Consider the following 24302-nt stretch of genomic DNA (forward strand, 5'->3'; position numbering starts at 1 on the left):
GCGTGACCGAGATGCCCACCACGACCGTGACCGTCGACGGAACTGGATTCGCGGTGGCCGTCGCAGGTCCGGAGAGCGCCGGGGTGGTGGTGCTGCTCGGCTCGGCACAACTCGCGCCCGCCGCCTATGACGGTGTGTGCCAGCGACTGCACACCGCATCGCTGCGCACCGTGGTGATCGCCGCACATCCGCGCCTGGATGCGGCGACGGTCATCGCCATCATGGACAGCCTCGACATCCGGTGGAGCACACTGGTCGGCGACCGGGCCGGCGCAGAGATAGCCTGGGAGCTCGCCGCGACCCGACTGGACCGGTTCACCGGCCTGGTGGTGATCGACCGTGGTCACCCGCGGGTCACCGATGAGGCCGGTGTGATCCGCAACGAGAACTGCAAGCCGGTCGAGGTCGCCACGACCGTATTGGTCAGCACCGCCGTGGCTGCCGATATCGCCAAGGCCAGCCAGCGCTATGTCTACGGCGAGTTCCGTCTCGTCGAATTGCTGGGCCGGCGCAACGCCGGCGAGTCGACCGCGCAATTGGCTGCCGAGATCGTGATGCGCACCAGCACCTGGTGACTTTGCCCCCGACCTGGCGGGTCCTCTCGCTTTCCATTGGTCTGATGGCCTACCTTTAGAGGTGACGGCTGGGTCGATGCCGATCCGCGCCGAGCCGACAGGACGGAGCCAGCATGCTGACGCAAGCCGAATTGGAGCGTCTCGTCGCCGCCGGAGAGATCGACACGGTCATCGTCGCCTTCCCCGACATGCAGGGCAGGCTGACCGGTAAACGGGTATCGGCACGGCTGTTCGTCGAGGAAGTTGCCGCCCACGGCGCCGAATGCTGTAACTACCTGCTGGCCGTCGACGTGGACATGAACACCGTCGAGGGTTACGCAATGTCCAGCTGGGAAACCGGCTACGGCGATATGGTGATGACCCCCGACTTCGACACGCTGCGCCTGCTGCCGTGGTTGCCCGGCTCGGCGCTGCTGATGGCCGATCTGTCGTTCACCGACGGCACGCCGGTCGCCCCGGCGCCGCGCAGCATCCTGGCCGCGCAGCTCAAACGGCTGGCCGACCGCGGGCTGAGCGCGTATGTGGGCACCGAGCTGGAGTTCATGGTTTTCGACGACACCTTCCGCGATGCGTGGAAGGCCGGCTACCGCGGGCTGACCCCGGCCAGCGACTACAACATCGACTACGCGATGTTGGCCTCGACCCGGATGGAACCGCTACTGCGCGATATCCGACTCGGCATGGACGGCGCCGGAATGTACTGCGAGGGCGTCAAGGGGGAGTGCAATCTCGGCCAGCAGGAGATCGCCTTCCGGTACGACGAAGCGCTGGTCACCTGCGACAACCACACCATCTACAAGAACGGTGCCAAGGAAATCGCCGACCAGCACGGCAAGTCGTTGACCTTCATGGCCAAGTTCGACGAACGCGAAGGCAACAGCTGCCATATCCACATATCTCTTCGGGGTGCCGGTGGGGACAACGACGGAGCGGCCGTCTTCGCCGATGACAATGATCCGCTCGGGATGTCGGCGATGTTTCGCAGCTTCGTGGCCGGCCAGCTCGCCACGCTGCGCGAGATGAGCCTGTGGTATGCGCCGAACATCAACTCCTACAAGAGATTCGCCGACGGCAGTTTCGCCCCGACCGCGGTGGCCTGGGGGCTGGACAACCGGACCTGCGCGCTGCGCGTCGTCGGGCACGGCCAGGGCATGCGGATGGAGAACCGGGCACCCGGTGGCGATGTCAACCAGTACCTGGCCGTATCGGCGCTGATCGCCGGTGGGCTCTACGGTATCGACAACGAGCTGGAACTCCCGGATGCGTTGGCGGGCAATGCCTATACCAGCGGTGCCGACCGCCTGCCGACCACTCTGGCCGAGGCCGCCGATCTCTTCGAGGCATCGCAGGTCGCGCGCGACGCGTTCGGGGACGAGGTTGTCGAGCACTACCTGAACAACGCTCGGGTCGAGCTGAAGGCCTTCAACGCCGCGGTCACCGACTGGGAGAGGGTACGGGGTTTTGAGCGGCTCTGAGAATCCCGAAACACACCCCGGGTCGCTCCGCTCCAGCCCGCCGATCCTGGGCCTGACGACGTATCTGCAGCAGGCCCAGACCGGTGTCTGGGACGTGCAGGCCAGCTTCCTGCCCGCCATCTATCTGCAGGGGGTGAACCTGGCCGGCGGCACCGCGGTACTGCTGCCGCCCCAGCGGCCCGACGTCGCCGACCGGGTGCTCGACGGTCTCGACGGATTGGTCATCACCGGAGGTCGCGATGTCGATCCCGCGACGTACGGCCAGGGCAGGCACCCGCTGACCGACGAGCCTGCCGGTGACCGCGATGCCTGGGAATTCGCCCTCGTCGAGCGGGCGTTGGCGCGTCGGCTTCCGGTGCTCGGGATCTGCCGCGGTGCACAGGTTCTCAACGTCGTGCTCGGGGGCACGCTGCACCAGCATCTGCCCGATGTGCTCGGGCACAGCCGCCACCAACTCGGCAATGCGGTGTTCACCACCTCGGCGGTGGTGACGGTGCCCGGAACCCGGCTTGCCGCATTGATCGGTGAGAGCACCGACGCCCAGTGCTATCACCACCAGGGCATCGACCGGCTCGGGCGCGGGCTGATCGTCAGCGCGCTCGACGGTGCCGACCGCACCATCGAAGCCGTGGAACTCGACCCCGGCGCCCACCCGGATCAGTTCGCCATCGCCGTGCAATGGCATCCCGAGGAGCGTCTGGACGATCTGCGCCTGTTCGCCGCCGTCGTCGCCGCCGCCCGGGAGCACGCGCACACCAGACATCCATCGACAGAAAGCGTTTCATGACCAGCTGTGACGTCATCAACCCGGCGACCGAGGAGGTGCTGCGCCAGGTCGAACTGCTCGACGTCGCCGCCGTCGACGATGCGGTGGCCCGTGCCGTCGTCGCGCAACGGAAGTGGGCCCGGCTCGCACCCGCGGAGCGGGCTGCCGCACTGCGTGCCTTCGCCGCGGCCGTGGACACCCACATCGGCGAACTCGCCGCCCTCGAGGTGGCCAACTCCGGGCACCCGATCGGCCAGGCCGAATGGGAGGCCGCCCATGTCCGGGATGTGCTGACCTTCTATGCGGCGAGCCCGGAACGCCTGTCCGGCAAGCAGATCCCGGTCGCCGGCGGCATCGACGTGACGTTCAACGAACCACTCGGAGTGGTGGGCATCATCACCCCGTGGAACTTCCCGATGACCATCGCGTCCTGGGGATTCGCTCCCGCGCTGGCCGCAGGCAATGCCGTCTTGGTCAAACCCGCCGAGTGGACCCCGCTGACCACGTTGCGGCTGGCCGAGCTGGCCGTCACCGCCGGCCTGGACCCCGACCTGTTCCAGGTGCTGCCCGGGGCGGGCCCGGTGGTGGGGGAGCGGTTCGTCACCCACGAGAACGTTCGCAAGGTCGTCTTCACCGGCTCCACTGCGGTCGGCACCCGGGTGATGGCAGGGGCCGCCGCGCACGTCAAGCGGGTGACCCTGGAACTGGGTGGCAAGAGCGCCAACATCATCTTCGACGATTGCGATCTCGAGCGAGCGGCGGCGACAGCACCCTACGGCGTTTTCGACAACGCCGGACAGGACTGTTGCGCGCGCAGCCGGATCCTGGTGCAGCGCAATGTCTACGAGCGATTCATGGAACTCCTTGAGCCCGCCGTTGCCGGGGTCAGGGTGGGTGACCCGTCATCACCGGCGACCGAGATGGGGCCGCTGGTATCGCGCAAGCATTGGGAGTCGGTGCGTAGCTACGTGCCCGACGACGCGCCGATCGCGTTCCGCGGATCTGCACCGCAGGGCCCCGGCTTCTGGTTCCCGCCGACTGTCCTGACCCCGCAGCGCACCGACCGCACCGTCACCGAGGAGATCTTCGGACCCGTCGTCACGGTGCTGCCCTTCGACGACGAGGCCGACGCCATCGCGCTGGCCAACGACACCGAATACGGGTTGTCCGGTTCGATCTGGACCGACAACCTGTCGCGGGCGTTGCGGGTGTCGCGTGCCGTCGAGGCGGGCAACCTGAGCGTCAACTCGCATTCGTCGGTCCGCTACACCACCCCCTTCGGTGGATTCAAGCAATCCGGTCTCGGCCGCGAGCTCGGCCCGGATGCGCCGCTGTCCTTCACCGAGACCAAGAACGTGTTCATCGCCGTCGGCGAAGCCCAGTAGAGGAGAGGCAAGTGGATCTGACCCAGCGACTCAAGGACAAGGTCGCCGTCATCACCGGCGGCGCCAGCGGGATAGGTCTGGCCGCCGCGAAGCGCATGCAGGCCGAGGGCGCCATCGTGGTCATCGGTGATGTGGACCCGGCCACCGGTCAGTCGGTCGCCAACGATCTCAATGTGACATTCGTCCAGGTCGATGTCTCCGACCCGATCGCGGTGGACAACCTTTTCGACACCGCCTTCGAGGTACACGGCGGGGTGGACATCGCCTTCAACAACGCCGGAATCAGCCCGCCCGAGGATGACCTGATCGAGAACACCAGCCTGGATGCTTGGCAGCGGGTGCAGGACATAAACCTCAAATCGGTCTTCCTCTGCTCGAAAGCCGCACTGCGGCACATGGTTCCCGCGCAGCGCGGGTCGATCATCAACACCGCGTCGTTCGTCGCGGTGATGGGTTCGGCGACCTCCCAGATCTCCTACACCGCCTCCAAGGGCGGCGTGCTGGCGATGTCGCGTGAGCTCGGTGTTCAGTTCGCGCGCCAGGGTATTCGGGTCAACGCGTTGTGCCCGGGGCCGGTGAACACCCCGCTGCTCAAGGAATTGTTCGCCAAGGATCCCGAGCGGGCGGCGCGCAGGCTGGTGCACGTGCCGGTCGGCCGGTTCGCTGAGCCCGAGGAGCTCGCCGCCGCCGTGGCCTTCCTGGCCAGCGATGACGCGTCGTTCATCACCGGCTCGTCGTTCCTCGTCGACGGCGGCATCAGCTCGGCCTACGTGACACCGCTGTAAGGGAGGCTTCCGTTGTCGGTGGGACCGGATCCGCAGCCTGCCAGTGATGCCTTGTTGCGTCCGGTCCGGCTCGGCAACGCGTTCGAGGACACCGTGGGCAGGCTGCTGCAGATGATTCGGCTCGGGGTGTTGGCCCCCGGTGACTCGTTGCCACCGGAACGGGAGCTCGCCGCCCGGCTCGGTGTCAGCCGCGACACCGTGCGCGAGGCCATCAAATCGCTGGCAGATACCGGCTATCTGGTCTCCAAACGCGGCCGTTACGGCGGCACCTTCCTGGCCGACGCGCTGCCCGAGCATGCGCAGGCCGGCGACGGTGACACGGTCACCCGCGATGTCCTCGATGATGTGCTGCGGCTGCGCGAGATCCTGGAGGTGGGGGCGGCGCGGACGGCGGCCACTCGCACCCTGACCGAGGCCGAGGCCGCCGAATTGCGCTCGCGCTGCGCGGATGTCCGCGGTGCCGCCGCCGAGGACTACCGAAGGCTGGACTCACGTTTGCACCTGGCCATCGCCGAGGCCGCCGGTTCGGTCTCCTTGGTGCCGCTGGTAGCCGAGAACCGGATGCGGATCAATGCATTGCTCGACCAGATCCCGCTGCTGGGCCGCAACATCTCGCACTCGGACGAACAGCACGATGCCATCGTCGAGGCCATCCTGGCCGGGGACGCCGGCGCCGCCGCCGACGCCATGTGCGCGCACCTTGCCGGCTCGGCGGCGCTGCTGCACGGCTTCCTGGACTGAGCACCGCGACGAACACCGCGGTCGGCGACTAGATTGCCAGTCATGGAGGACGCGTCGGCGGTAGGAAAGGCGTCATCGGCGCTGACCGATGTCGACACCGGTGAATGGGCCCGTCGCTTCGATCTGTTGTCCGACGCACACCGGCTGGAGATCCTGCTCAGCCTGCACCGTGTGCCGGGCATCTGTGTCGGCGATCTTGCCGCAGCCCTGAACCGGTCGGAAAATGCCGTCTCACAAGCGCTTCGAGTGCTACGCGGGCAGGGCTGGGTGGAGAGCACTCGCACCGGCCGAACGGTGAGCTACCGGCTCGACGACGAGATCGTGCACGATCTGCTGCATTGGATCGGCGCCGGTCACAGCTGAGGCGAGCGCGGGGAGCGGACCGGACATCTTTTCGCTTGGACAGATGTTGGAGTGTCGGCTTAGGCTCGGTCGATGAACACCCCCGCGCCTCGGTCGAGCACGCTCACCTTCGACCGAACCGACTGGATGACGATCGCCGCAATGGCCGTCGTCGTGGTCTCGTTGCACGCTTTCGGCTGGGGAGTGCTTGTGCTGGGGGTTGCGCCCCAACACATCACGCTCGGATCGGCCGGGGTCTTCGGCGTCGGTCTCGGGGTCACCGCCTACCTGCTCGGCGTCCGGCACGCGTTCGACGCCGACCATATCGCCGTCATCGACAACACCACCCGCAAGTTGGTCGGTGAGGGCAGGCGATCGATGTCGACGGGCTTCTGGTTCTCGCTCGGACATTCCAGCGTCGTCTTCGGATTGGCGCTGCTGCTCGCGCTCGGGGTGCGGGCGCTGGCCGGCCCCGTGCAGGATGAGAGCTCGTCGATGCTGCAGACCCTCGGACTCATCGGTTCGGTGGTCGCGGGGACATTCCTCATCCTGATCGGGGTGACGAACCTGTTCGCGGTGGTGGGTATCGCCAAGGTGTTGCGCGATATGCGCTCCGGTGACTTCGACGAGGCCGAGCTCGAGCGTCAACTGAACAATCGTGGCTTCCTGGCACGGCTTCTGGGCAGGGTGATGAGGCGGGTCAGCAAGCCCTGGCACCTGTATCCGGTCGGTCTGCTGATGGGTCTGGGATTCGACACTGCCACCCAGGTCGCGCTGCTGGTGTTGGCGGCGGGGACCGCGGCCTTCACGCTGCCGTGGTACGCGATCATGGTGCTGCCGGTCTTGTTCGCGGCCGGGATGAGCCTGTTCGACGCGCTCGACGGAATCTTCATGTCCCGCGCATACGGGTGGGCGTTCCTGCATCCGGTCCGCAAGGTGTACTACAACCTGACCGTGACGGTGCTTTCGGTGTTCGTCGCACTCGCCGTGGGCGTCATCGTGTTGGCCGGATTGGTCACCGATCGCTTCGGCCTGGAGACCGGTGTGCTGGCCGCGATCGGTTCGGCCGATCTCGAATTCGTCGGCTTCATGATCGTCGGAATGTTCGTCGGTACCTGGCTGATCGCCTTGGCGTACTGGCGGTTCGGGCGCGTCGAGCAGCGCTGGAGCGGCAGCGTCTGATCTCGCTAGACCAGACCCAGCAGCGCGTTCTCGATGACCTCGGGCAGCGCGGGATGAATCCAATACTGCCCGGTGGCAACCTCTTTGGCGGTCTGGCCAAAGCTGATCGCCTGGATCAACGGCTGGATGATCGACGATGCCTGATACCCCATGATGTGCGCGCCGAGTAGCTTGCCGGTCGCCCGGTCGCCGATGAGCTTGGCGATCCCGGTGGTGTCCTCCATGGCCCAGCCGTAGGCGGTGTCGCCGTAGCTCTGCACCTTGACGATGACATCGTGACCGGCGTCGCGGGCCTGGGCCTCGGTGAGTCCGACGGTGGCCAGTTGGGGATCGGTGAACACCGCCGAGGGCACATACCGGTGGTCGCTGGCGATCATCGCTGCGGTGTCGTCCCAGTCCCGCAGCAGGTTGTGCCGCACCACCCGCATCTCATGGTTGGCCACGTGCTTGAGCTGATAATTCGAGGACACGTCGCCCAGGGCCCACACCCCGCGCGCGCTGGTGCGCTGGAACTCGTCGACGACGATCATGCCATCGGAGACGTCGACGCCCGCCAGTTCGGCATCGAGCTGATCGCCGTTGGGCCGACGACCGGTGGCCACCAGCAGCATGTCGGCGGCCAACTCGGTGCCGTCGTCGAGTTCGAGGACGACACCGTCGCCGTCCTGCGGGCGCGAGCCCACGACGTTGACGTGCGTCCGCAGATCCCATTTCTGGGCGGCCAGATCGGTGAAACGGTGGCACAGCGTCTCGTCGCAATGGGTCAGCAGACCAGGTCCGCGCACCACGATGGTGATCCGCACGCCGAGTGCGGAGAACACGTGCGCGAACTCCGCGGCGACGAAACCGCCACCGACGATCACGAGCTGCTCGGGCAGTTCGTCGATGCGCATGATGTTGTCGCTGGTGTAGTACCGGACCCCGCACTCGGTGATCGCCGGCGGGATGACCGCCCGTGCGCCGGCGGCGATCACCACCTGATCAGAGCTGAACTGCGCGCCGTCCTCGGTGCGCAGCGTGTAACGCCCATCGGATACGCCGCTGAATCGGGTGTGACTGCCGTAGACGTCGATATTGGGCAGGCTGCGCTTGTAGGCCTCGCCGCCGCTGGCGATGGGGTCGATCCGGCCGAAGACCCGTGCGACGATATCGGGCCAGCGGATCTTGTCGATATGAGCATCCACGCCGTACTGCGCGCTGTGGCGCACGGTGTGGGCGACCTCCGCGGCGTAGACGAACATCTTGGTCGGAATGCAGCCGACGTTCAGGCAGGTGCCGCCGAAGACGCCCTGCTCACAGATGGCGATGCGCATGTCGGCGTAGCGGGGGTCGACGTTCGGGTCGGGGATGCTGTTACCCGAACCGGTGCCGATGATCGTCAGGTCGTAATGCTGCATATGAGAGTCCTATCCGGCATGGGGCGCGGTCGATGTGGTCCCGCTCGTCAGATACCAGTCCAGCCACGTATCGAGTTCGCGGTAGGCCGCGGCCCGCGGTTCGGGCAGCGAGAGGAATACGTCGTGCTTGGCGTCGGTGATGGGCACGACCGTGAGCCGATTGCCGACACAGCCTGCCCAGCGCGCGATCTGGTCGACGTCGAGCACCGCGTCGCCGCGCTGGATCAGGTCCGGGTCGGAGACCTCGGCGACGCTGTGGTCCGAACGCAGGATGAGGCTGGGCACCCCGATATCGAGGCCCCGGTGTAACCGTCTCTGCCCCCGGCGGATTGCGTTGATCCAGCCGAAGGTGATCGGGAATCCGCCGACGGGCTTCCAGTCCAGGTTGTAGTCGAACTCGCCGGCGAAGTCGCGGTGCAGGGTGGTGCCGTAGCCACCCACGCCGGGCTTGCGGACCACCGTCAGCTTGCGGACGCGCGCCAGCGCCATCAGTGCCGCGGAAGTGGGTGGGGTGCGCAGGACCGCCGGGCCGTGCAGGTCGAGGAAGGGGCTGTTGAGCACCAGCCCGGTGATCGGGCCGGTGGCGCCGCGCCGGTGCAGCCGATCCAGCCACAGCGAAAGGATCAGTCCACCGGCCGAATGTCCGTACATCAGCACCTGCTCGGCATCGACGGCAGTCAGTGCCGCCTGCAGCGCCGAATCGTAATGGGCCAGGTCCGAGGTGAAATGCGGGGTTTGGCCGGCCCGCCGCGACCGCCCGCACTTGGGTAGGTCCAGGGCGTAACAGGCGAATCCGCGCCCGGCCAGGTGGTCGGCCAGTTCGGTGTGGAAGAAGTAGTCGGTGTAACCGTGCACCACCAGGACCGCGCGTGCGGCCCGCGGCTGCGGACGGTCGCGCGATACCAGCGTCGCCACCAGCTCGCCCTCACCATCGGGGTCGGCACCGAGAGGCAACTGGTGCTGCCAATAGCCTGGCAAGACGTCGGGCTCCCAGCCGGTCACGTCTGCCACTCTAGTGACCCGTACGTCCGAACGGTCGGCGTGGCCGGGGCGAGCGATGCCACCGAGCCCGACGACGATAACCTTGTGGTCGTGTCTGACTCGAAGACCGTGAAGACGGACGTGGTACTCGTCGGTGCCGGCATCATGAGCGCCACCCTGAGTGCTCTGCTGCGCCTGCTCGAACCGAACTGGTCGATCACCTTGGTCGAGCGCCTCGACGGTGCGGCCGCCGAGAGCAGCGACCCGTGGAACAACGCGGGCACCGGGCATTCGGCGCTCTGTGAGCTGAACTACACGCCGCAGAACTCCGACGGCACCATCGACATCGCGAAGGCCGTCAACGTCAATGAGCAGTTCCAGGTCTCGCGTCAATTCTGGACCTACGCCGTGGAGAACGGCGTGCTGCCCGACGTGCGCAACTTCTTGAACCCGATCCCACACGTCAGCTTCGTCGAGGGCGCCGACAATGTCGCCTATCTGCGCGCCCGGTACGAGGCGTTGGTGTCCAACCCGCTGTTCTCGGGCATGGAGTACATCGATGACGCCGATGAGTTCGCCCGCCGGCTGCCTTTCATGGCCGCCAAGCGGACGTTCGCCAAGCCGGTCGCGCTGAACTGGACCCAGTCCGGTACCGATGTGGACTTCGGCTCGCTGTCGCGCCAGTTGATCGGCTACACCGCGAGTCAGGGTATGACGACGCTGTTCGGGCATGATGTGCGCGACCTGTCCAAGGATTCCGACGGCAGCTGGACGGTCAAGGTCGTCAATCGGCGCACCCGGGCCAAGCACAAGATCAAGGCGAAGTTCGTGTTCGTCGGCGCGGGCGGCGGGGCGCTTCCACTGCTGCAGAAGGCGGGCATCCCCGAGGCAAAGGGATTCGGCGGATTCCCCGTCGGCGGTCAGTGGTTGCGGTCGGCCAATCCCGAGCTCACGGCCGGACATCAGGCCAAGGTCTACGGCGCGCCGCCGCTGGGTGCGCCGCCGATGTCGGTGCCCCACCTGGACACCCGGGTGATCAACGGCAAGTCCTATCTGCTGTTCGGGCCGTTCGCCGGGTGGTCGCCCAAGTTCCTCAAGCAGGGCAAGGTCACCGATCTGCCGCTCTCGGTCAAGCCCAACAACCTGGCCTCGATGGTGGGTGTCGGACTCACCGAGATGAGCCTGCTGAAGTACCTGATCGGCCAGCTGTTGCTCAGCGAGGCAGACCGAGTCGACGCGCTGCGCGAATTCGCACCCAGCGCAGTCGATTCGGACTGGGACCTGGACATCGCAGGGCAGCGTGTGCAGGTGATCCGGCGCAAGGGTGCCGGAGGGGTGCTGGAATTCGGCACCACCGTGCTCACCGCCGCCGACGGCAGCATCGCCGGTCTGCTCGGTGCGTCCCCCGGTGCCTCGACCGCGGTACCGGCCATGCTCGAGGTGATGGAACGCTGCTTCGCAGACCGCTACCCGACCTGGTTGCCCAAGCTCAAGGAGATGGTGCCCTCGCTGGGAACCAAGCTCTCCGGCGAGCCGGCACTGTTCCGCGAGATCTGGGATCACGGCACCAAGGTGCTCAAACTCGATGCACCAGCGCCCGTATGACGGTGAGCTCACCATGACCGTCGCGCTGCGCCGAAATTGGGCCAAGGATCTCGACGCCGCCACCCTCTACGAACTGCTCAAGTTGCGTGTCGAGGTGTTCGTCGTCGAACAGGCCTGTCCCTACCCGGAACTCGACGGCCGCGACCTGCTCGCCGAGACCCGGCACTTCTGGCTGGAAGGTGAAGACGGACAGGTGATTTCGACGCTGCGACTGATGGAGGAACATCCGGGCGGGGAGAAGGTCTTCCGCATCGGCCGGGTGTGCACCAAGCGCAGCGACCGTGGCCGCGGGCACACCTCACGGCTGATGCAGGCCGCGCTCGCCGAGGTGGGCACCTATCCGTGCCGGATCGACGCGCAGACCTATCTGCAGGACATGTACGCCGCACACGGGTTCGTCCGTGAGGGCGAGGAATTCATCGAGGACGGCATTCCGCACATCGCGATGGTGCGTCCGGCATCGGGGGGTGCCGCGTGACATATCCGTTCAGCGCGTTGATCGGCCACGACCGATTGCGGCTGGCCCTGGTGCTGTGCGCGGTGCGCCCCGATATCGGAGGGGTGCTGATCCGCGGCGAGAAGGGCACCGCCAAGTCGACCGCCGTGCGCGCGCTGGCGGCCGTCCTCGCCCACGTGGACGAGGATGCGCGGTTGGTCGAACTGCCGATCGGAGCCACCGAGGACCGCGTCGTCGGGTCGCTCGATCTGCAGAAGGTGCTCCGCGAAGGTGAGCACGCTTTCTCGCCGGGACTGCTGGCGCGCGCCCACGGCGGTGTGCTCTACGTCGACGAGGTCAACCTGTTGCACGACCATCTGGTCGACGTCCTGCTGGACGCTGCCGCGATGGGCCGGGTGCACATCGAACGCGATGGTGTGTCGCACTCCCATGACGCCCGGTTCGTCCTGATCGGCACCATGAACCCCGAAGAGGGCGAGTTGCGGCCGCAGCTGCTGGATCGGTTCGGCCTCACCGTCGACGTGGCGGCCTCCCGCGATGTCGATATCCGCGTCGAGGTGATCCGGTCGAGGTTGGCCTATGAGGCCGACCCGGAAGGTTTCGCCGCCGGTTACGCCGCGGCCGATGTCGAGTTGGCCCGCCGCATCGCCACCGCTCGTGCCGCGCTCGCCGATGTCGCGCTGGGAGACAACGAGTTACGGCGTATCGCGGCGCTGTGTGCGGCGTTCGACGTGGACGGGATGCGGGCCGATCTGGTACTGGCGCGCACCGCGGTGGCGCATGCCGCATGGCGCGGCAGCACGGTCGTGGAGGAAGAAGACATCCGGGTGGCCGCGGAGCTGGCGCTGCCGCACCGCCGGCGCCGTGACCCGTTCGACGATCCCGGCCTGGATCCCGACCGGCTCGACGATGCGTTGTCACAGACCGCAGAGGCACCCGATGAGCCCGAACCCGAGCCCGAGCCGCCCGGTGGCGGCGGGGGATCGGATGCGCCCACCGAAGGTTCCGCCGCACCGGCCGATTCGTCGGAGCGCGGCGATCAGCAGCAGGCCACTCCACCACCGACCCGGTCCAGCGCACCGCCGACGTCGACATTCCGTACCCGCGCCCTGGTGGTGCCCGGGGTCGGCGAAGGAGCGCCGGGCCGACGGTCCAAGGCCCGCAACCGCACCGGCAGCACCGTCGGGTCGACCGAGGTCGTGGGCGAGGGCCACGGCACTCATGTCTTTGCGACCCTGCTGGCGGCGGTCAACAATCAGCGCCGACCCGGGCGGCCGCAGGTGCAACCCGAGGATGTGCGGCGCGCCCTCCGCGAGGGCCGCGAAGGCAATCTGGTGATCTTCGTCGTGGACGCCTCCGGTTCGATGGCGGCGCGCGACCGGATGTCGGCGGTCGGTGGGGCCGCCCTGTCGTTGTTGCGGGACGCCTATCAGCGGCGTGACAAGGTCGCGGTGATCACCTTCCGCGGCCGGCAGGCCGATGTGCTGCTGCCGCCGACATCATCGGTGTACATCGCCGGCCGGCGGTTGGCCCGGTTCGACACCGGCGGCAAAACGCCACTGGCGCAAGGCCTGCTGGCCGCGCGTGACGTGGTGGTGCGAGAGAAGGCACGCGACCGTGCGCGCCGACCACTGGTGGTGGTGCTCACCGACGGACGAGCGACCGGGGGACCGGACCCGCTGGGCCGAACCAGGACGGCGGCGCGGATGCTGCTGGCCGAAGGGGCCGCCGCGGTCGTGGTGGACTGCGAGACATCGTTCGTGCGGCTGGGTTTGGCCGAAGAGCTGGCGCGCCAGCTGGACGCCCCGGCGGTCCGGCTCGCGCACCTGCAGGCCGGGGAACTGACCTCGCTGGTCAAGACTGCGGCCTGAGAACAACCGAGGAGACCCGATGCCACAGGGACAACCGCTGACCGTGCCGGACGACGGGCTGACCACCAAGGCCCGGCGCAATGCGCCGCTGCTGGCGGTGCACACCGGGCCGGGCAAGGGGAAGTCGACCGCGGCGTTCGGGATGGCCTTGCGGGCGTGGAATCAGGGTTTCGATATCGGTGTTTTTCAGTTCGTCAAGAGCGCGAAGTGGAAAGTGGGCGAGGAGAGCGTCTTTCGGGAGCTCGGCCGGCTGCACGAGGAGCACGGCGCCGGCGGGCCCGTGCAATGGCACAAGATGGGTTCGGGCTGGTCCTGGACGCGTAAGCAGGGATCCGAGGTGGATCACGCCGAGACCGCGCGCGACGGCTGGGCCGAGATCAGCCGCCGAATCGCCGTCGGACAGCACGACTTCTACGTGCTCGACGAGTTCACCTATCCGCTCAAATGGGGCTGGATCGATGTCGACGAGGTGATTGCGACGCTGGCCGACCGACCGGGCCGCCAGCACGTGGTGATCACCGGTCGCGATGCGCCGCAGGCCCTGATCGATGCCGCCGACCTGGTCACCGAGATGACCAAGGTGAAGCATCCGATGGATGCGGGCCGCAAGGGGCAGCGGGGCATCGAGTGGTAGCTCCCGCGATCGTCATCGCCGCGCCGTCGTCGGGCAGCGGAAAGACCACGATCGCAACGGGTCTGATGGGTGCACTGCGGCGCGCCGGACGACGGGTGGCGCCGTTCAAGGTCGGCCCCGACTTCATCGACCCCGGCTACCACGCGCTCGCCGCCGGTGTGCCGGGGCGCAACCTGGATCCCGTCCTGGTGGGCGAGAACCTGATCGGACCGCTCTACCGGCACGGTGTCGCGACCGCCGACATCGCCGTCGTCGAAGGCGTGATGGGGTTGTTCGACGGGCGCATCAGTGCGCACCACACCGGCCCGGCCCAGGGGTCCACCGCGCACGTGGCCGCGCTACTCGGCGCGCCGGTGGTCCTGGTGGTCGATGCCCGCGGACAGGCCCACAGCATCGGTGCACTGCTGCACGGTTTCTCGACATTCGACAGCTCGATCCGGCTGGCCGGGGTGATCCTGAACCGGGTCGGGTCGGCGCGCCATGAACAGGTGTTGCGCCAGGGCTGTGAACAGGCCGGGGTGCCCGTGTTCGGGGCGATCCCCCGGTCGGCCGAGCTTGAGGTGCCCTCCCGCCATCTCGGATTGGTGACGGCCGTCGAATTCGGTGCGCTGGCTCAGCGTGCGGTCGCGGCGATGACCGATCTGGTCGCCCAGCACGTCGACGTGGCCGCGCTGGCCGGGGCGGCCACCGCCCACGTGCAGGCTCCCGCCTGGAGCCCGGAGCCCGAACACCGGGCCGGGGAGTCGGTCACCATCGCTCTGGCCGCCGGACGTGCGTTCAGCTTCGGCTATGCCGAACATCGCGAACTGCTGACCGCCGCCGGGGCAGATGTCGTCGACTTCGACCCGCTCACCGATCTGCTGCCCGCGGGCACCGCGGGTGTGGTCATCCCCGGCGGGTTTCCCGAACAGTTCACCACCGAGTTGTCGGCCAATGCGGCCGTGCGCACCGAGATTCGGACGCTGGCGGCCGCGGGCGGCCCCGTGCATGCCGAGTGCGCCGGCCTGACGTATCTGATGGACGATCTGGACGGCGCGCCGATGTGTGGCGTACTCGCCGGTTCGGCATCGTTCACCGAGCGGCTCACTCTGGGCTACCGGGATGCCGTCGCGGTGGCCGATTCGTCCATGCACATCGCGGGCGAGCGGGTCAGTGGGCATGAGTTCCACCGGACCGCAGTGACTTTCGCCACAGACTACGAGCCCGCGTGGGGGTTCGCGGGGACCGGCGGCCGGGACGGCGCGGTGCATGCCGGGGTACATGCGGGGTACCTGCACACGCATCCGGCCGGGCACCCGCAGGCGTGCTCGCGCTTCGTCACAGCGGCGGCAACCTTTAAGCTCGGCGGGTGACGCGCACCCGAGGAGCCCAGTGACAGACAACGCCTACCTTGTCGGTCTGCGTCTGGAGGGCCGCAAAGTCGTCGTGGTCGGCGGCGGCACCGTGGCGCAGCGCCGGCTCCCGCTTCTGGTCGCTGCCGGCGCGGAAGTCCACGTCATCACCCTGGCGGCCACCCCGGCGGTGGAAGCCTTCGGCGACTCGTCGGCGACCGTCACCGTGACCCTTCGGGCGTTCCGTGACGAAGACCTCGACGGCGCCTGGTACGCCCTGGCCGCCACCGACGATCCGGAAGTCAACGCCGCGATCGTCGCCGGCGCGGATCGGCGGCGGATCTTCTGCGTGCGCGCCGACGTCGCCCGGGAGGGCACGGCGGTCACGCCCGCCTCCTTCGAATACGAGGGGTTGTCGGTCGGAGTGCTGGCCAGCGGTGAGCACCGCCGGTCGGCGGCCATCCGCTCGGCCATCCACGAGGCGCTGCAACAGGGACTCATCAGTGACCGGGAGCGCAACACCGGCGCCGAGGGTGTGACCGTGCACGAGGGGGTTGCCCTCGTCGGTGGCGGGCCGGGGGACCCGGAGTTGATCACGGTGCGCGGCCGGCGACTGCTGGCCAATGCCGATGTCGTCGTCGCCGACCGCCTCGCTCCGCCCGAGCTGCTGGCCGAACTGCCGCCCCATGTCGAGGTGATCGACGCCGCCAAGATCCCGTACGGGCGTGCGATGGCCCAGGAGGCCATCAACGATGTGCTGATCGACCGTGCGAAGGCGGGCAAGTTCGTCGTGCGGCTCAAGGGCGGCGACCCGTTCGTCTTCGCGCGTGGCTACGAGGAGGTGATCGCGTGCGCCGAAGCAGGTGTGCCGGTGACCGTGGTACCCGGTGTCACCAGCGCCATCGGTGTGCCGGCCCTGGCCGGTGTGCCGGTGACGCATCGGCATATCACCCACGAGTTCGTCGTGGTCAGCGGCCATGTTGCGCCGGGGCACCCCGAATCGTTAGTGAATTGGGATGCGCTGGCCGCGATGTCAGGAACCATGGTGCTGCTGATGGCCGTCGAGCGGATCGAACTCTTCGCTCAGGCGCTGCTCGCGGGCGGCAGACCTGCGGATACACCGGTGATGGTGGTCCAACACGGAACGACGGCTGCGCAACGGACGGTGCGGGCCACCCTGACCGACGTTGCCGAAAAGGTACGTTCGGAGGGGATTCGACCGCCTGCGATCATCGTCATCGGGGCTGTGGCGGCGTTCGGCAGTTAAAGGATTCTTAAGATTACTGTAAGGTAACCCGGTATGACTGCTCTCAACGACGCTGGCCGGAAATCCAGCCGAGACGGTGCAGGCGGCAGCAATCGGGCCCTGCCAGTGCACGTAGGCCGAGGGGATATGCAGCAAAACGGCAAGTCACCGGCGTTCCTGCCGTCCTGGAACTTCATCGCCGCTGTCATCGCCATCGGCGGTATGCAGCTGCTGGCCACGATGGACAGCACCGTCGCCATCGTCGCGCTTCCTAAGATCCAGGACGAGCTCGGTCTTTCCGATGCCGGTCGCAGCTGGGTCATCACCGCGTATGTGCTCACATTCGGTGGGCTGATGTTGCTGGGTGGTCGCCTCGGCGACACCATCGGTCGCAAGCGCACCTTCATCGTGGGCGTCGCACTCTTCACGATCGCCTCGGTGCTCTGCGGTGTGGCCTGGGATGAGGCCACGCTGGTCATCGCCCGGTTGCTGCAGGGTGTGGGTGCGGCGATCGCCTCGCCCACCGGTTTGGCGCTGATCGCCACGACATTCCCCAAGGGACCTGCCCGCAACAGCGCGACGGCCGTGTTCGCCGCCATGACCGGTATCGGGTCGGTGATGGGCCTCGTGGTCGGCGGAGCGCTGACCGAGGTGTCGTGGCGCTGGGCCTTCCTGGTCAATGTGCCGATCGGCCTGGTGATGTTGTACCTGGCCCGCACGCACCTGCGCGAGACCGACCGCGCCCCGATGAAGCTGGACGCCGCGGGTGCCATCCTGGCGACGCTGACCTGCACCGCGGCCGTCTTCGGGTTCTCGATGGGCCCCGAGAAGGGTTGGGCCTCGCCGCTGACGCTGGCATCGTTGGCCGGCGCCGGGATCTTCGGACTGGCGTTCCTGTACGCCGAACGCACCGCGGAGAACCCGGTGGTGCCGTTCTCGCTGTTCCGTGACCGCAACCGCGTCGCCACCTTCGCGGCGGTCTTCCTGGCCGGCGGCGTGATGTTCACCCTGACGGTGCTCATCGGGCTCTACGTCCAGGACATCATGGGCTACAGCGCGCTGCGCGCCGGCATCGGCTTCATCCCATTCGTGATCGCGCTCGGCGTCGGTCTCGGCGTGTCCTCGCAACTGGTGTCCCGGTTCGCTCCGCGTTGGCTCGTGATCGCCGGCGGCGTGCTGGTCCTCGCCGCGATGATCTACGGTTCGACGCTCAACGGCGACATCCCGTACTTCCCCAACCTCGTGTTGCCCATCACCATCGGCGGGTTCGGTATCGGCATGATCGTCGTGCCGCTGACGGTCTCGGCCATCGCCGGTGTGGGCCTCGACGAGATCGGACCGGTGTCGGCGATCGCGCTGATGCTGCAGAACCTCGGTGGCCCCGTGGTGCTGGCGGTCATCCAGGCCGTCATCACCTCGCGCACGCTGTACCTGGGCGGAACGACGGGCCCGGTCAAGAACATGAACGAGGCGCAGCATCATGCGCTGGACCAGGGATATACCTACGGTCTGCTCTGGGTTGCCGCCGTCGCGGTGGTGGTCGGTGCCGCCGCGTTGTTCATCCGCTACACCGCGGAAGAGGTGGCGCACGCCCAGGAGGTCAAGGACGCCATCGACGCCGGCGAGCTGGAGAACTGAGCGCGCCCCACGGGTCGCAGGCCTCGATCGGGATGGGTAGAGAAATTTTCAGATCGATGTTTGGTTGCATCACGCGGTGGGTACATCGCTGATGGGAGCCGGTCGCCCCGGTCGTCGTGCGCCCAAAACACAAGCGTGTAATTTCTCCACACCTGTGGATGGAATCTGTGGATAACTCCGCATACATCGGAGCAGAGGCACCCGTTGCGCCGTCAGGACATCAGCACCGCGGTAGACCCGCTCGGCTGGCGCCTGGTGCTGGGGACCCTCATTGCGCACGTCCCGGTCGATTCACTGAATTCCGCCGTGCGCGTCGTCGAGCGCGCCGTGGACGCCCTGACTGCCACGGACGCAGCCGGACATCTCAGCGTCGATCTATGCGATGACCGGGTGGTGCTGCGACTGCAGGACCGGACGGCAGGGACGATCAGCGAATCGGATCTCAGGCTGGCCGCCCGGATCACCGGCACCCTGTCGGAAGCGGGATGGGTCACGGTCGCCGGTGACGCGGCGATACCGCCGCAAATCGTGGAGATCGCGATCGACGCGCTCGACATCGCATCGGTGCGCCCGTTCTGGCGGGCGATCACCGGCTATGTCGACCTCCCCGACGCGGCATACCTGCCGCCGTGGGCGCTGATCGACCCGTTGGGACGCGGACCCACGATCTGGTTCCAGCAGATGGATTCGCCGCGGCCGCAACGCAACCGGATTCACCTGGACGTCGATGTGCCACCCGAGCACGCCGGTGCGCGCATCACGGCGGCGCTGGCCGCGGGTGGACGACTCGTCTCGGATGCCGCCGCACCGGCGTTCTGGGTGCTCGCCGACGCCGAGGGCAACGAGGCCTGCATCTGCACCTGGCAGGGCCGCGACTGAAACGGGTTCGCGGGCTACCGTGTCGCCCGCGAGGCTGAATTGTCGGGCTCCTACGTCGCCCGACTAGGCTGACCGGTCGTGATCACCCGTATGTCCGAGCTGTTCCTGCGCACCCTGCGCGACGACCCTGCCGACGCCGAAGTCCCCAGCCACAAGCTGCTGATCCGCGCGGGCTATGTGCGGGCTGTCGGACCGGGCATCTACAGCTGGTTACCGCTGGGCCTGCGGGTGCTGCGCAAGATCGAGAACGTCGTGCGCAGCGAGATGAACGCCATCGGCGGCCAGGAGATCCTGCTGCCCGCGCTGCTGCCGCGCGCACCCTATGAGACCACCAACCGTTGGACCGAGTACGGCGACACCCTGTTCCGCCTCCAGGACCGTCGCAACAACGACTATCTGCTCGGCCCGACACACGAGGAACTCTTCACCCTGATGGTCAAGGGGGAGTACTCCTCCTATAAGGATCTTCCCGTCCTGCTCTACCAGATCCAGACCAAGTACCGCGACGAGGCCCGCCCCCGCGCAGGCATCCTGCGCGGCCGTGAATTCGTCATGAAGGACTCCTACTCCTTCGATCTCGACGACGACGGCCTCAAGACCGCCTACCACCACCACCGCGAGGCCTACCAGCGCATCTTCGGCCGGCTCGGGATCGACTACGTGATCGTCTCGGCAGTGTCCGGAGCCATGGGCGGCAGTGCGTCCGAGGAGTTCCTCGCCGAGAGCGAGGTCGGCGAGGACACCTTCGTGCGATGCGTCGAATCTGGCTATGCCGCCAACGTGGAGGCCGTCATCACCCGGGCACCGGAGGCGCTGCCCATCGAGGGGCAGCCGCCCGCGCAGGTGTACGACACCCCCGACGCCCCGACCATCGCGACCCTGGTCGACTGGGCCAACTCGGCCGCGCTTCCGCAATTCGGCGACCGGGCCGTCACCGCGGCCGACACCCTGAAGAACGTCCTGCTCAAGACCCGCCAGCCCGGCGGCGAGTGGGAATTGCTCGGCATCGGAGTGCCCGGTGACCGAGAGGTCGACGAGAAGCGACTCGGCGCGGCGTTGGAGCCCGCCGAGTTCGCCCTGCTCGACGATGCCGATTTCGCCGCCAACCCGTTCCTGGTGAAGGGATACGTGGGTCCGAAAGCATTGCTGGACAACGGGGTCCGGTATCTCGTCGATCCCAGAGTGGTGTTCGGCACTTCCTGGATCACCGGTGCCGATGAGCCCAACAAGCACGTGGTGGGGCTGGTCACGGGTCGTGATTTCACCCCGGATGGCACCATCGAGGCCGCCGATGTGCGCGACGGTGATCCGTCCCCGGACGGCGCCGGTGTGCTGACCTCGGCCCGCGGTATCGAGATCGGCCACATATTCCAGCTCGGCCGTAAGTACGCGGACGCGTTCAGCGCCGATGTGCTCGGTGAGAACGGCAAACCGGTGCGCCTGACCATGGGGTCCTACGGCATCGGGGTTTCGCGACTGGTCGCCGTGATCGCCGAGCAGCAACACGATGAGATCGGGCTGCGCTGGCCGGCCTCGGTCGCACCTTTTGATGTGCACGTCGTGATCGCCAACAAGGATGCCGGTGCGCGTGCCGGTGCCGAAGATCTGGCAGGCGAGCTGTCCAGGCTGGGCTTCGAGGTGCTCCTCGACGACCGCACCTCATCACCCGGGGTCAAGTTCAAGGATGCCGAACTACTCGGCATGCCCTGGATCGTTGTGGTCGGTCGCGGCTGGGCCGACGGGGTGGTCGAACTGCGCAACAGGTTCACCGGGGAGGCCAGTGAGCTCGCCGTCGCCGGTGCGGCGGCCGAGGTCGCAGCCGCGCTGAGCGGCTAACCGGCCTGTTCGGAGCCGCCCGGGAAGGCCACCGTCACCGGTGGCACCCCCAGGATGCTGCGCCACCGGGCGGCCAGCACCGCGGCCTGTGTCATGGCGGTCAGCGCAAAGGTGCGGTCCTGCGGCTCTGTGGCCTGTTCCAGCACGGCTCGCCACGCGGTGGCCGTGTCGGCCTCCATGCGGACGGCCAGCTCGGCGGCGTCGCCGGGATCGGCGACCTCGGTCGGCAGCTGATAGCCCGGTGCGGGAAGGGGTGCGGTGACCCGGCGACCGGCCAGTATCTCCAACGCCTCCTCGCGCCGTTGCCGGTGTTGGGCCATCGCCTCGGCGACCAGCCAGTTGTCCTCCGGCGTGGAGTGCGCGGACACGATGCCGTAGCCATAGATGGCGCCGTGTTCGGTGGCGACGGCGTCGAACCATGCCGCGGCGGCGGGATCCTCCGGGCGGTCCGGATCAGGGGTCGGCTCGGGTGCCGTGTTCGGCGCCGTCATGGTTTCTCGTCTCCGCCGAGCGCCACCAGATAAGCCGCGGTGCACGCCGCCGAGATGGAACCGAACAGTCCGGCGCGGTAGCCGGCCAGCTTTTCGGCCGCGCGGGCGGCTTGTTCGGCGGACCCGCGGAGTTCCTCGATGACCTTGGCGACGGTCGGTGCGGGCACGGGGGCAGACGTCGTGCTCGGGGGAGTGCCGGTCGCGGTCGTCGGACCGTCACCCCCGGTCAGCCTGGTGATCTCGGCGGCCAGCGCGTCGGCGTGGGCCGAACGTTCGGCGGCGACAGAGGTCAGCGCGGCGACCAGCGACTGACGCGATGGTCCGGTCATCGCCGTGGCCGCATCGCCGGCCAGCTCGCTGTCGGAGCGGGCCCGGTCGTATCCGGTCTGTAGATCGTCGAGGTCGGCGGGCGGGGGCGCAGGTGCGCAGGCGGTGGCGGAGCCGAGCAGGCCGAGAGCGACGCCGGCGGGCAGGGCGCCGAGCAGCAGTCGCCGCCGACTCAGGATGGGCAGGGCGCTCGGCACGCTCACATCCTGCCATGTGGGGTCGGGCCGCTCGTTTGGTGATTGTCGCGTCACGGCTGGCGTATCGTTTGGTAGTTGATTCTCCGGCCGTGCCGGTCGGAGGTTGTCCGCACAACTCAAGATGAGGAGCTCGCCGTGGCATCGGATGACCCGCTGCGGTCTGCGCGCCTTCCGTCGCGTGAGCAGGTGATCGAGCTCCTCACCGGCGAGTTCGCGCGCGCGGGTTACGAAATCGAGGATGTCACGATCACGGCCGCGCGACCGCCGAGCATCACCGTGGTCGCCGACGGCGATGCGCCGCTGGACCTGGATGCGGTGGCCGAATTGTCCCGGCTCGCCTCGGCGGCGCTGGACGAGGCCGATCGCGGTTTCGACCCGTACGTGCTCGAGGTCACGTCCCGGGGTGTGGACCGCCCGTTGACCGAGGAGAAACACTTCCGCCGGGCCAAGGGGCGCAAGGTCGCTATGACCCTTGCGGACGGGTCGGAGCTCGCCGGACGCATCGGCGCCACCGGCGACGGGGTGGTCGCCTTGGTGGTCCCGGACGGCAAGAATCTCGTCCTGCGGCCGGTGGCCGTCGGCGAGATCGTCAAAGCAATTGTGCAAGTAGAGTTTTCGAAGCCAAGTCGACGTGAGTTGGAGTTGGTCGAACAGTCAGAAGAGGGGGCCGGGTCGTGAACATCGACATGGCGGCATTACATGCCATCGAGGCGGACAAAGGCATCTCGGTCGATGTCGTGGTGGACACCATCAAATCGGCGTTGCTGACCGCTTATCGGCACACCGAAGGGCACGAGGCCGATGCGCGCATCGACGTCGACCGCAAGACCGGTGTGGTCAAGGTGATGGCCAGGGAGACCGACGCCGACGGCAACCTGATCAGCGAATGGGATGACACCCCAGAAGGTTTCGGGCGTATCGCGGCCACCACGGCCCGCCAGGTGATCCTGCAGCGGCTGCGCGACGCCGAGAACGAAAAGATGTACGGTGAGTTCTCCGCCCGCGAGGGCGACATCGTCGCCGGGGTGGTGCAGCGTGATGCCCGTGAGAACACCCGCGGCAACGTCGTGGTGCGGGTGGGGACCGAGGCCAAGGGCTCCGACGGAATGATCCGTCCCGCCGAGCAGGTACCCGGTGAGGGCTACGAGCACGGCGACCGGTTGCGCTGCTACGTCATCGGGGTGACGCGCGGCGCCCGCGAGCCCAAGATCGAGCTGTCGCGCACCCACCCGAATCTGGTGCGCAAGCTCTTCGCCCTCGAGGTCCCCGAGATCGCCGACGGTTCGGTCGACATCGTGGCGGTGGCCAGGGAGGCCGGTCACCGGTCCAAGATCGCGGTCACCTCCCGGGTCTCGGGTCTCAACGCAAAGGGAGCCTGCATCGGTCCGATGGGCCAGCGCGTCCGCAATGTGATGAGCGAGCTGTCGGGGGAGAAGATCGACATCATCGACTACGACGACGATCCGGCGCGGTTCGTCGCCAACGCGCTTTCGCCGGCCAAGGTGGTCTCGGTCACCGTCATCGACGAGAACGCCCGCGCCGCCCGTGTCGTGGTGCCCGATTTCCAGCTGTCGTTGGCCATCGGCAAGGAAGGTCAGAACGCCCGGCTCGCCGCGCGCCTGACCGGATGGCGCATCGACATCCGCAGCGATTCGGCTCCCACAGCCGATGCCGACGGCGCCGAACACGCCACGTAGAGAAGCCGGCGCGGGGTGTAGTGACACGCGATTGAAGTCTGGACGCCCCGGAACGGTAGACTGAGCCGTGATCCAGCGTGAGACTCCGGTAGACCGGCCTCGTGCGCATCGACATCCCGCGGGACCGGTGCGTACGTGTGTGGGGTGTCGGAAGCGAGCGTTGGCCGTCGATCTGGTCAGACTGTCCACCGTTTCCGACATGCCCGGCGTCAACGCCGTGACTGTGGATACAGCGGGTAATCTGCCGGGGCGGGGTGCGTGGTTGCATCCCGACCCGCAGTGTCTGGACGTGGCGCTTCGCCGGCGAGCAATCGGTCGAGCGTTGCGTATACCCGGTTCGCCGGACACCACCTTGGTGGAAGAGCTTTTCCGCCGGTTAGAGAACAGGTAGCGAAGAACATGAGCACACCGTGAAGTCCCGATGACCATGCGTCATAGCTAAACCCGAGGCGCGGCCCAACCAC

The 24302-nt window shown here is 67.6% G+C and carries 24 protein-coding genes; 20 read left to right on the forward strand and 4 right to left on the reverse strand.

From position 1 onward, the window contains the following. Positions 1-11: 11 nt before the first annotated feature. From IC40_RS0112075 to nicT, 8 genes are all read left to right on the forward strand, one after another. A complete protein-coding gene (locus tag IC40_RS0112075; RefSeq protein WP_030134967.1) occupies positions 12-575 on the forward strand; it encodes an alpha/beta hydrolase in 564 nt (187 codons plus the stop codon). Between the two features lie 113 nt (positions 576-688). After that, positions 689-2050 carry a glutamine synthetase family protein gene (locus IC40_RS0112080; protein WP_030134968.1) on the forward strand — a complete coding sequence of 454 codons (1362 nt, stop codon included), beginning with the start codon at positions 689-691 and terminating at the stop codon, positions 2048-2050. Further along, positions 2037-2837 (forward strand): gamma-glutamyl-gamma-aminobutyrate hydrolase family protein, encoded by an 801-nt coding sequence (locus tag IC40_RS0112085; protein ID WP_042509558.1) that lies wholly within the window; start codon positions 2037-2039, stop codon positions 2835-2837. Before IC40_RS0112080 ends, IC40_RS0112085 begins: the two co-directional genes overlap by 14 nt. Then, positions 2834-4201, forward strand: a complete 1368-nt coding sequence (locus IC40_RS0112090; protein WP_030134970.1) for an aldehyde dehydrogenase family protein — start codon at positions 2834-2836, stop codon at positions 4199-4201. Before IC40_RS0112085 ends, IC40_RS0112090 begins: the two co-directional genes overlap by 4 nt. Positions 4202-4212: 11 nt before the next feature. Continuing rightward, positions 4213-4986, forward strand: a complete 774-nt coding sequence (locus tag IC40_RS0112095) for a 3-oxoacyl-ACP reductase (RefSeq protein ID WP_030134971.1) — start codon at positions 4213-4215, stop codon at positions 4984-4986. Positions 4987-4998: 12 nt separating this feature from the next. Beyond that, complete coding sequence (locus tag IC40_RS0112100) at positions 4999-5727, forward strand: FadR/GntR family transcriptional regulator (RefSeq protein ID WP_030134972.1); 729 nt, start codon at positions 4999-5001, stop codon at positions 5725-5727. A 42-nt stretch (positions 5728-5769) separates the two neighbouring features. Then, the gene (locus tag IC40_RS0112105; protein WP_030134973.1) at positions 5770-6090 is read left to right on the forward strand and encodes an ArsR/SmtB family transcription factor; all 321 of its coding nucleotides are present in this window, start codon (positions 5770-5772) and stop codon (positions 6088-6090) included. 72 nt (positions 6091-6162) lie between these two features. After that, a complete protein-coding gene (gene nicT / locus IC40_RS0112110) occupies positions 6163-7251 on the forward strand; it encodes a Nickel transporter NicT (RefSeq protein ID WP_030134974.1) in 1089 nt (362 codons plus the stop codon). A 5-nt stretch (positions 7252-7256) separates the two neighbouring features. Here the strand turns inward: nicT and mtr are convergent, their stop codons facing one another. Then, complete coding sequence (gene mtr, locus IC40_RS0112115) at positions 7257-8648, reverse strand: mycothione reductase (protein ID WP_030134975.1); 1392 nt, start codon at positions 8646-8648, stop codon at positions 7257-7259. A gap of 9 nt (positions 8649-8657) precedes the next feature. After that, positions 8658-9650, reverse strand: a complete 993-nt coding sequence (locus IC40_RS0112120; RefSeq protein ID WP_036461695.1) for an alpha/beta hydrolase — start codon at positions 9648-9650, stop codon at positions 8658-8660. Between the two features lie 144 nt (positions 9651-9794). Between IC40_RS0112120 and mqo the strand changes: the two genes are divergently transcribed. The 9 genes from mqo to IC40_RS0112165 all read left to right on the forward strand — a co-directional run bounded on the left by mqo (position 9795) and on the right by IC40_RS0112165 (position 21126). Further along, positions 9795-11234 (forward strand): malate dehydrogenase (quinone), encoded by a 1440-nt coding sequence (gene mqo, locus IC40_RS0112125; RefSeq protein WP_234411569.1) that lies wholly within the window; start codon positions 9795-9797, stop codon positions 11232-11234. Positions 11235-11247: 13 nt separating this feature from the next. Then, entirely contained in the window at positions 11248-11712 is a 465-nt protein-coding gene (locus IC40_RS0112130; RefSeq protein WP_030134978.1) for a GNAT family N-acetyltransferase, read from the forward strand. Then, positions 11709-13562: a magnesium chelatase subunit D family protein gene (locus IC40_RS0112135; protein ID WP_030134979.1), complete on the forward strand. Its 1854-nt coding sequence runs from the start codon at positions 11709-11711 to the stop codon at positions 13560-13562. Before IC40_RS0112130 ends, IC40_RS0112135 begins: the two co-directional genes overlap by 4 nt. 19 nt (positions 13563-13581) lie before the next feature. Next, entirely contained in the window at positions 13582-14196 is a 615-nt protein-coding gene (gene cobO / locus IC40_RS0112140) for a cob(I)yrinic acid a,c-diamide adenosyltransferase (protein ID WP_030134980.1), read from the forward strand. Further along, complete coding sequence (locus IC40_RS0112145) at positions 14190-15548, forward strand: cobyrinic acid a,c-diamide synthase CobB (RefSeq protein WP_030134981.1); 1359 nt, start codon at positions 14190-14192, stop codon at positions 15546-15548. The genes cobO and IC40_RS0112145 overlap by 7 nt, the downstream gene beginning before the upstream one ends. 19 nt (positions 15549-15567) lie before the next feature. Continuing rightward, positions 15568-16794 (forward strand): uroporphyrinogen-III C-methyltransferase, encoded by a 1227-nt coding sequence (cobA, locus tag IC40_RS0112150; protein ID WP_030134982.1) that lies wholly within the window; start codon positions 15568-15570, stop codon positions 16792-16794. A gap of 126 nt (positions 16795-16920) precedes the next feature. After that, on the forward strand, positions 16921-18411 hold the full coding sequence (locus IC40_RS0112155) for an MFS transporter (protein WP_090559176.1): 1491 nt from the start codon (positions 16921-16923) through the stop codon (positions 18409-18411). Positions 18412-18615: 204 nt separating this feature from the next. Further along, entirely contained in the window at positions 18616-19290 is a 675-nt protein-coding gene (locus tag IC40_RS0112160; protein WP_030134984.1) for a 4a-hydroxytetrahydrobiopterin dehydratase family protein, read from the forward strand. A gap of 78 nt (positions 19291-19368) precedes the next feature. Beyond that, positions 19369-21126, forward strand: a complete 1758-nt coding sequence (locus IC40_RS0112165) for a proline--tRNA ligase (RefSeq protein ID WP_030134985.1) — start codon at positions 19369-19371, stop codon at positions 21124-21126. On the opposite strand, the gene IC40_RS0112170 is transcribed toward IC40_RS0112165, so the two are convergent. Together IC40_RS0112170 and IC40_RS0112175 are read right to left on the reverse strand one after the other, a co-directional pair. Next, complete coding sequence (locus tag IC40_RS0112170) at positions 21123-21617, reverse strand: ferritin-like domain-containing protein (protein ID WP_030134986.1); 495 nt, start codon at positions 21615-21617, stop codon at positions 21123-21125. The two genes, IC40_RS0112165 and IC40_RS0112170, sit on opposite strands and share 4 nt — an antisense overlap. Continuing rightward, complete coding sequence (locus IC40_RS0112175; protein ID WP_036469974.1) at positions 21614-22141, reverse strand: hypothetical protein; 528 nt, start codon at positions 22139-22141, stop codon at positions 21614-21616. Before IC40_RS0112175 ends, IC40_RS0112170 begins: the two co-directional genes overlap by 4 nt. A gap of 135 nt (positions 22142-22276) precedes the next feature. Between IC40_RS0112175 and rimP the strand changes: the two genes are divergently transcribed. The 3 genes from rimP to IC40_RS27270 all read left to right on the forward strand — a co-directional run bounded on the left by rimP (position 22277) and on the right by IC40_RS27270 (position 24229). Then, positions 22277-22819, forward strand: a complete 543-nt coding sequence (gene rimP / locus IC40_RS0112180) for a ribosome maturation factor RimP (RefSeq protein ID WP_030134988.1) — start codon at positions 22277-22279, stop codon at positions 22817-22819. Next, a complete protein-coding gene (gene nusA, locus IC40_RS0112185; RefSeq protein ID WP_030134989.1) occupies positions 22816-23838 on the forward strand; it encodes a transcription termination factor NusA in 1023 nt (340 codons plus the stop codon). Before rimP ends, nusA begins: the two co-directional genes overlap by 4 nt. A 139-nt stretch (positions 23839-23977) precedes the next feature. Then, positions 23978-24229, forward strand: coding sequence for a YlxR family protein (locus IC40_RS27270; RefSeq protein WP_308194176.1), 252 nt, complete (start codon positions 23978-23980; stop codon positions 24227-24229). Positions 24230-24302: the final 73 nt, after the last annotated feature.

The organism is Mycolicibacterium neoaurum ATCC 25795 (assembly GCF_000691525.1).
Lineage (GTDB): Bacteria > Actinomycetota > Actinomycetes > Mycobacteriales > Mycobacteriaceae > Mycobacterium > Mycobacterium neoaurum.

Bases quoted from the DNA above. Each gene is read 5' to 3' on its own strand.
- IC40_RS0112075 (WP_030134967.1), top strand. From the start codon at position 12: ATGCCCACCACGACCGTGACCGTCGACGGAACTGGATTCGCGGTGGCC.
- IC40_RS0112080 (WP_030134968.1), top strand. From the start codon at position 689: ATGCTGACGCAAGCCGAATTGGAGCGTCTCGTCGCCGCCGGAGAGATC.
- IC40_RS0112090 (WP_030134970.1), top strand. From the start codon at position 2,834: ATGACCAGCTGTGACGTCATCAACCCGGCGACCGAGGAGGTGCTGCGC.
- IC40_RS0112105 (WP_030134973.1), top strand. From the start codon at position 5,770: ATGGAGGACGCGTCGGCGGTAGGAAAGGCGTCATCGGCGCTGACCGAT.
- nicT (WP_030134974.1), top strand. From the start codon at position 6,163: ATGAACACCCCCGCGCCTCGGTCGAGCACGCTCACCTTCGACCGAACC.
- mtr (WP_030134975.1), bottom strand. From the start codon at position 8,648: ATGCAGCATTACGACCTGACGATCATCGGCACCGGTTCGGGTAACAGC.
- mqo (WP_234411569.1), top strand. From the start codon at position 9,795: ATGAGCGCCACCCTGAGTGCTCTGCTGCGCCTGCTCGAACCGAACTGG.
- IC40_RS0112130 (WP_030134978.1), top strand. From the start codon at position 11,248: ATGACCGTCGCGCTGCGCCGAAATTGGGCCAAGGATCTCGACGCCGCC.
- cobO (WP_030134980.1), top strand. From the start codon at position 13,582: ATGCCACAGGGACAACCGCTGACCGTGCCGGACGACGGGCTGACCACC.
- IC40_RS0112155 (WP_090559176.1), top strand. From the start codon at position 16,921: ATGCAGCAAAACGGCAAGTCACCGGCGTTCCTGCCGTCCTGGAACTTC.
- IC40_RS0112170 (WP_030134986.1), bottom strand. From the start codon at position 21,617: ATGACGGCGCCGAACACGGCACCCGAGCCGACCCCTGATCCGGACCGC.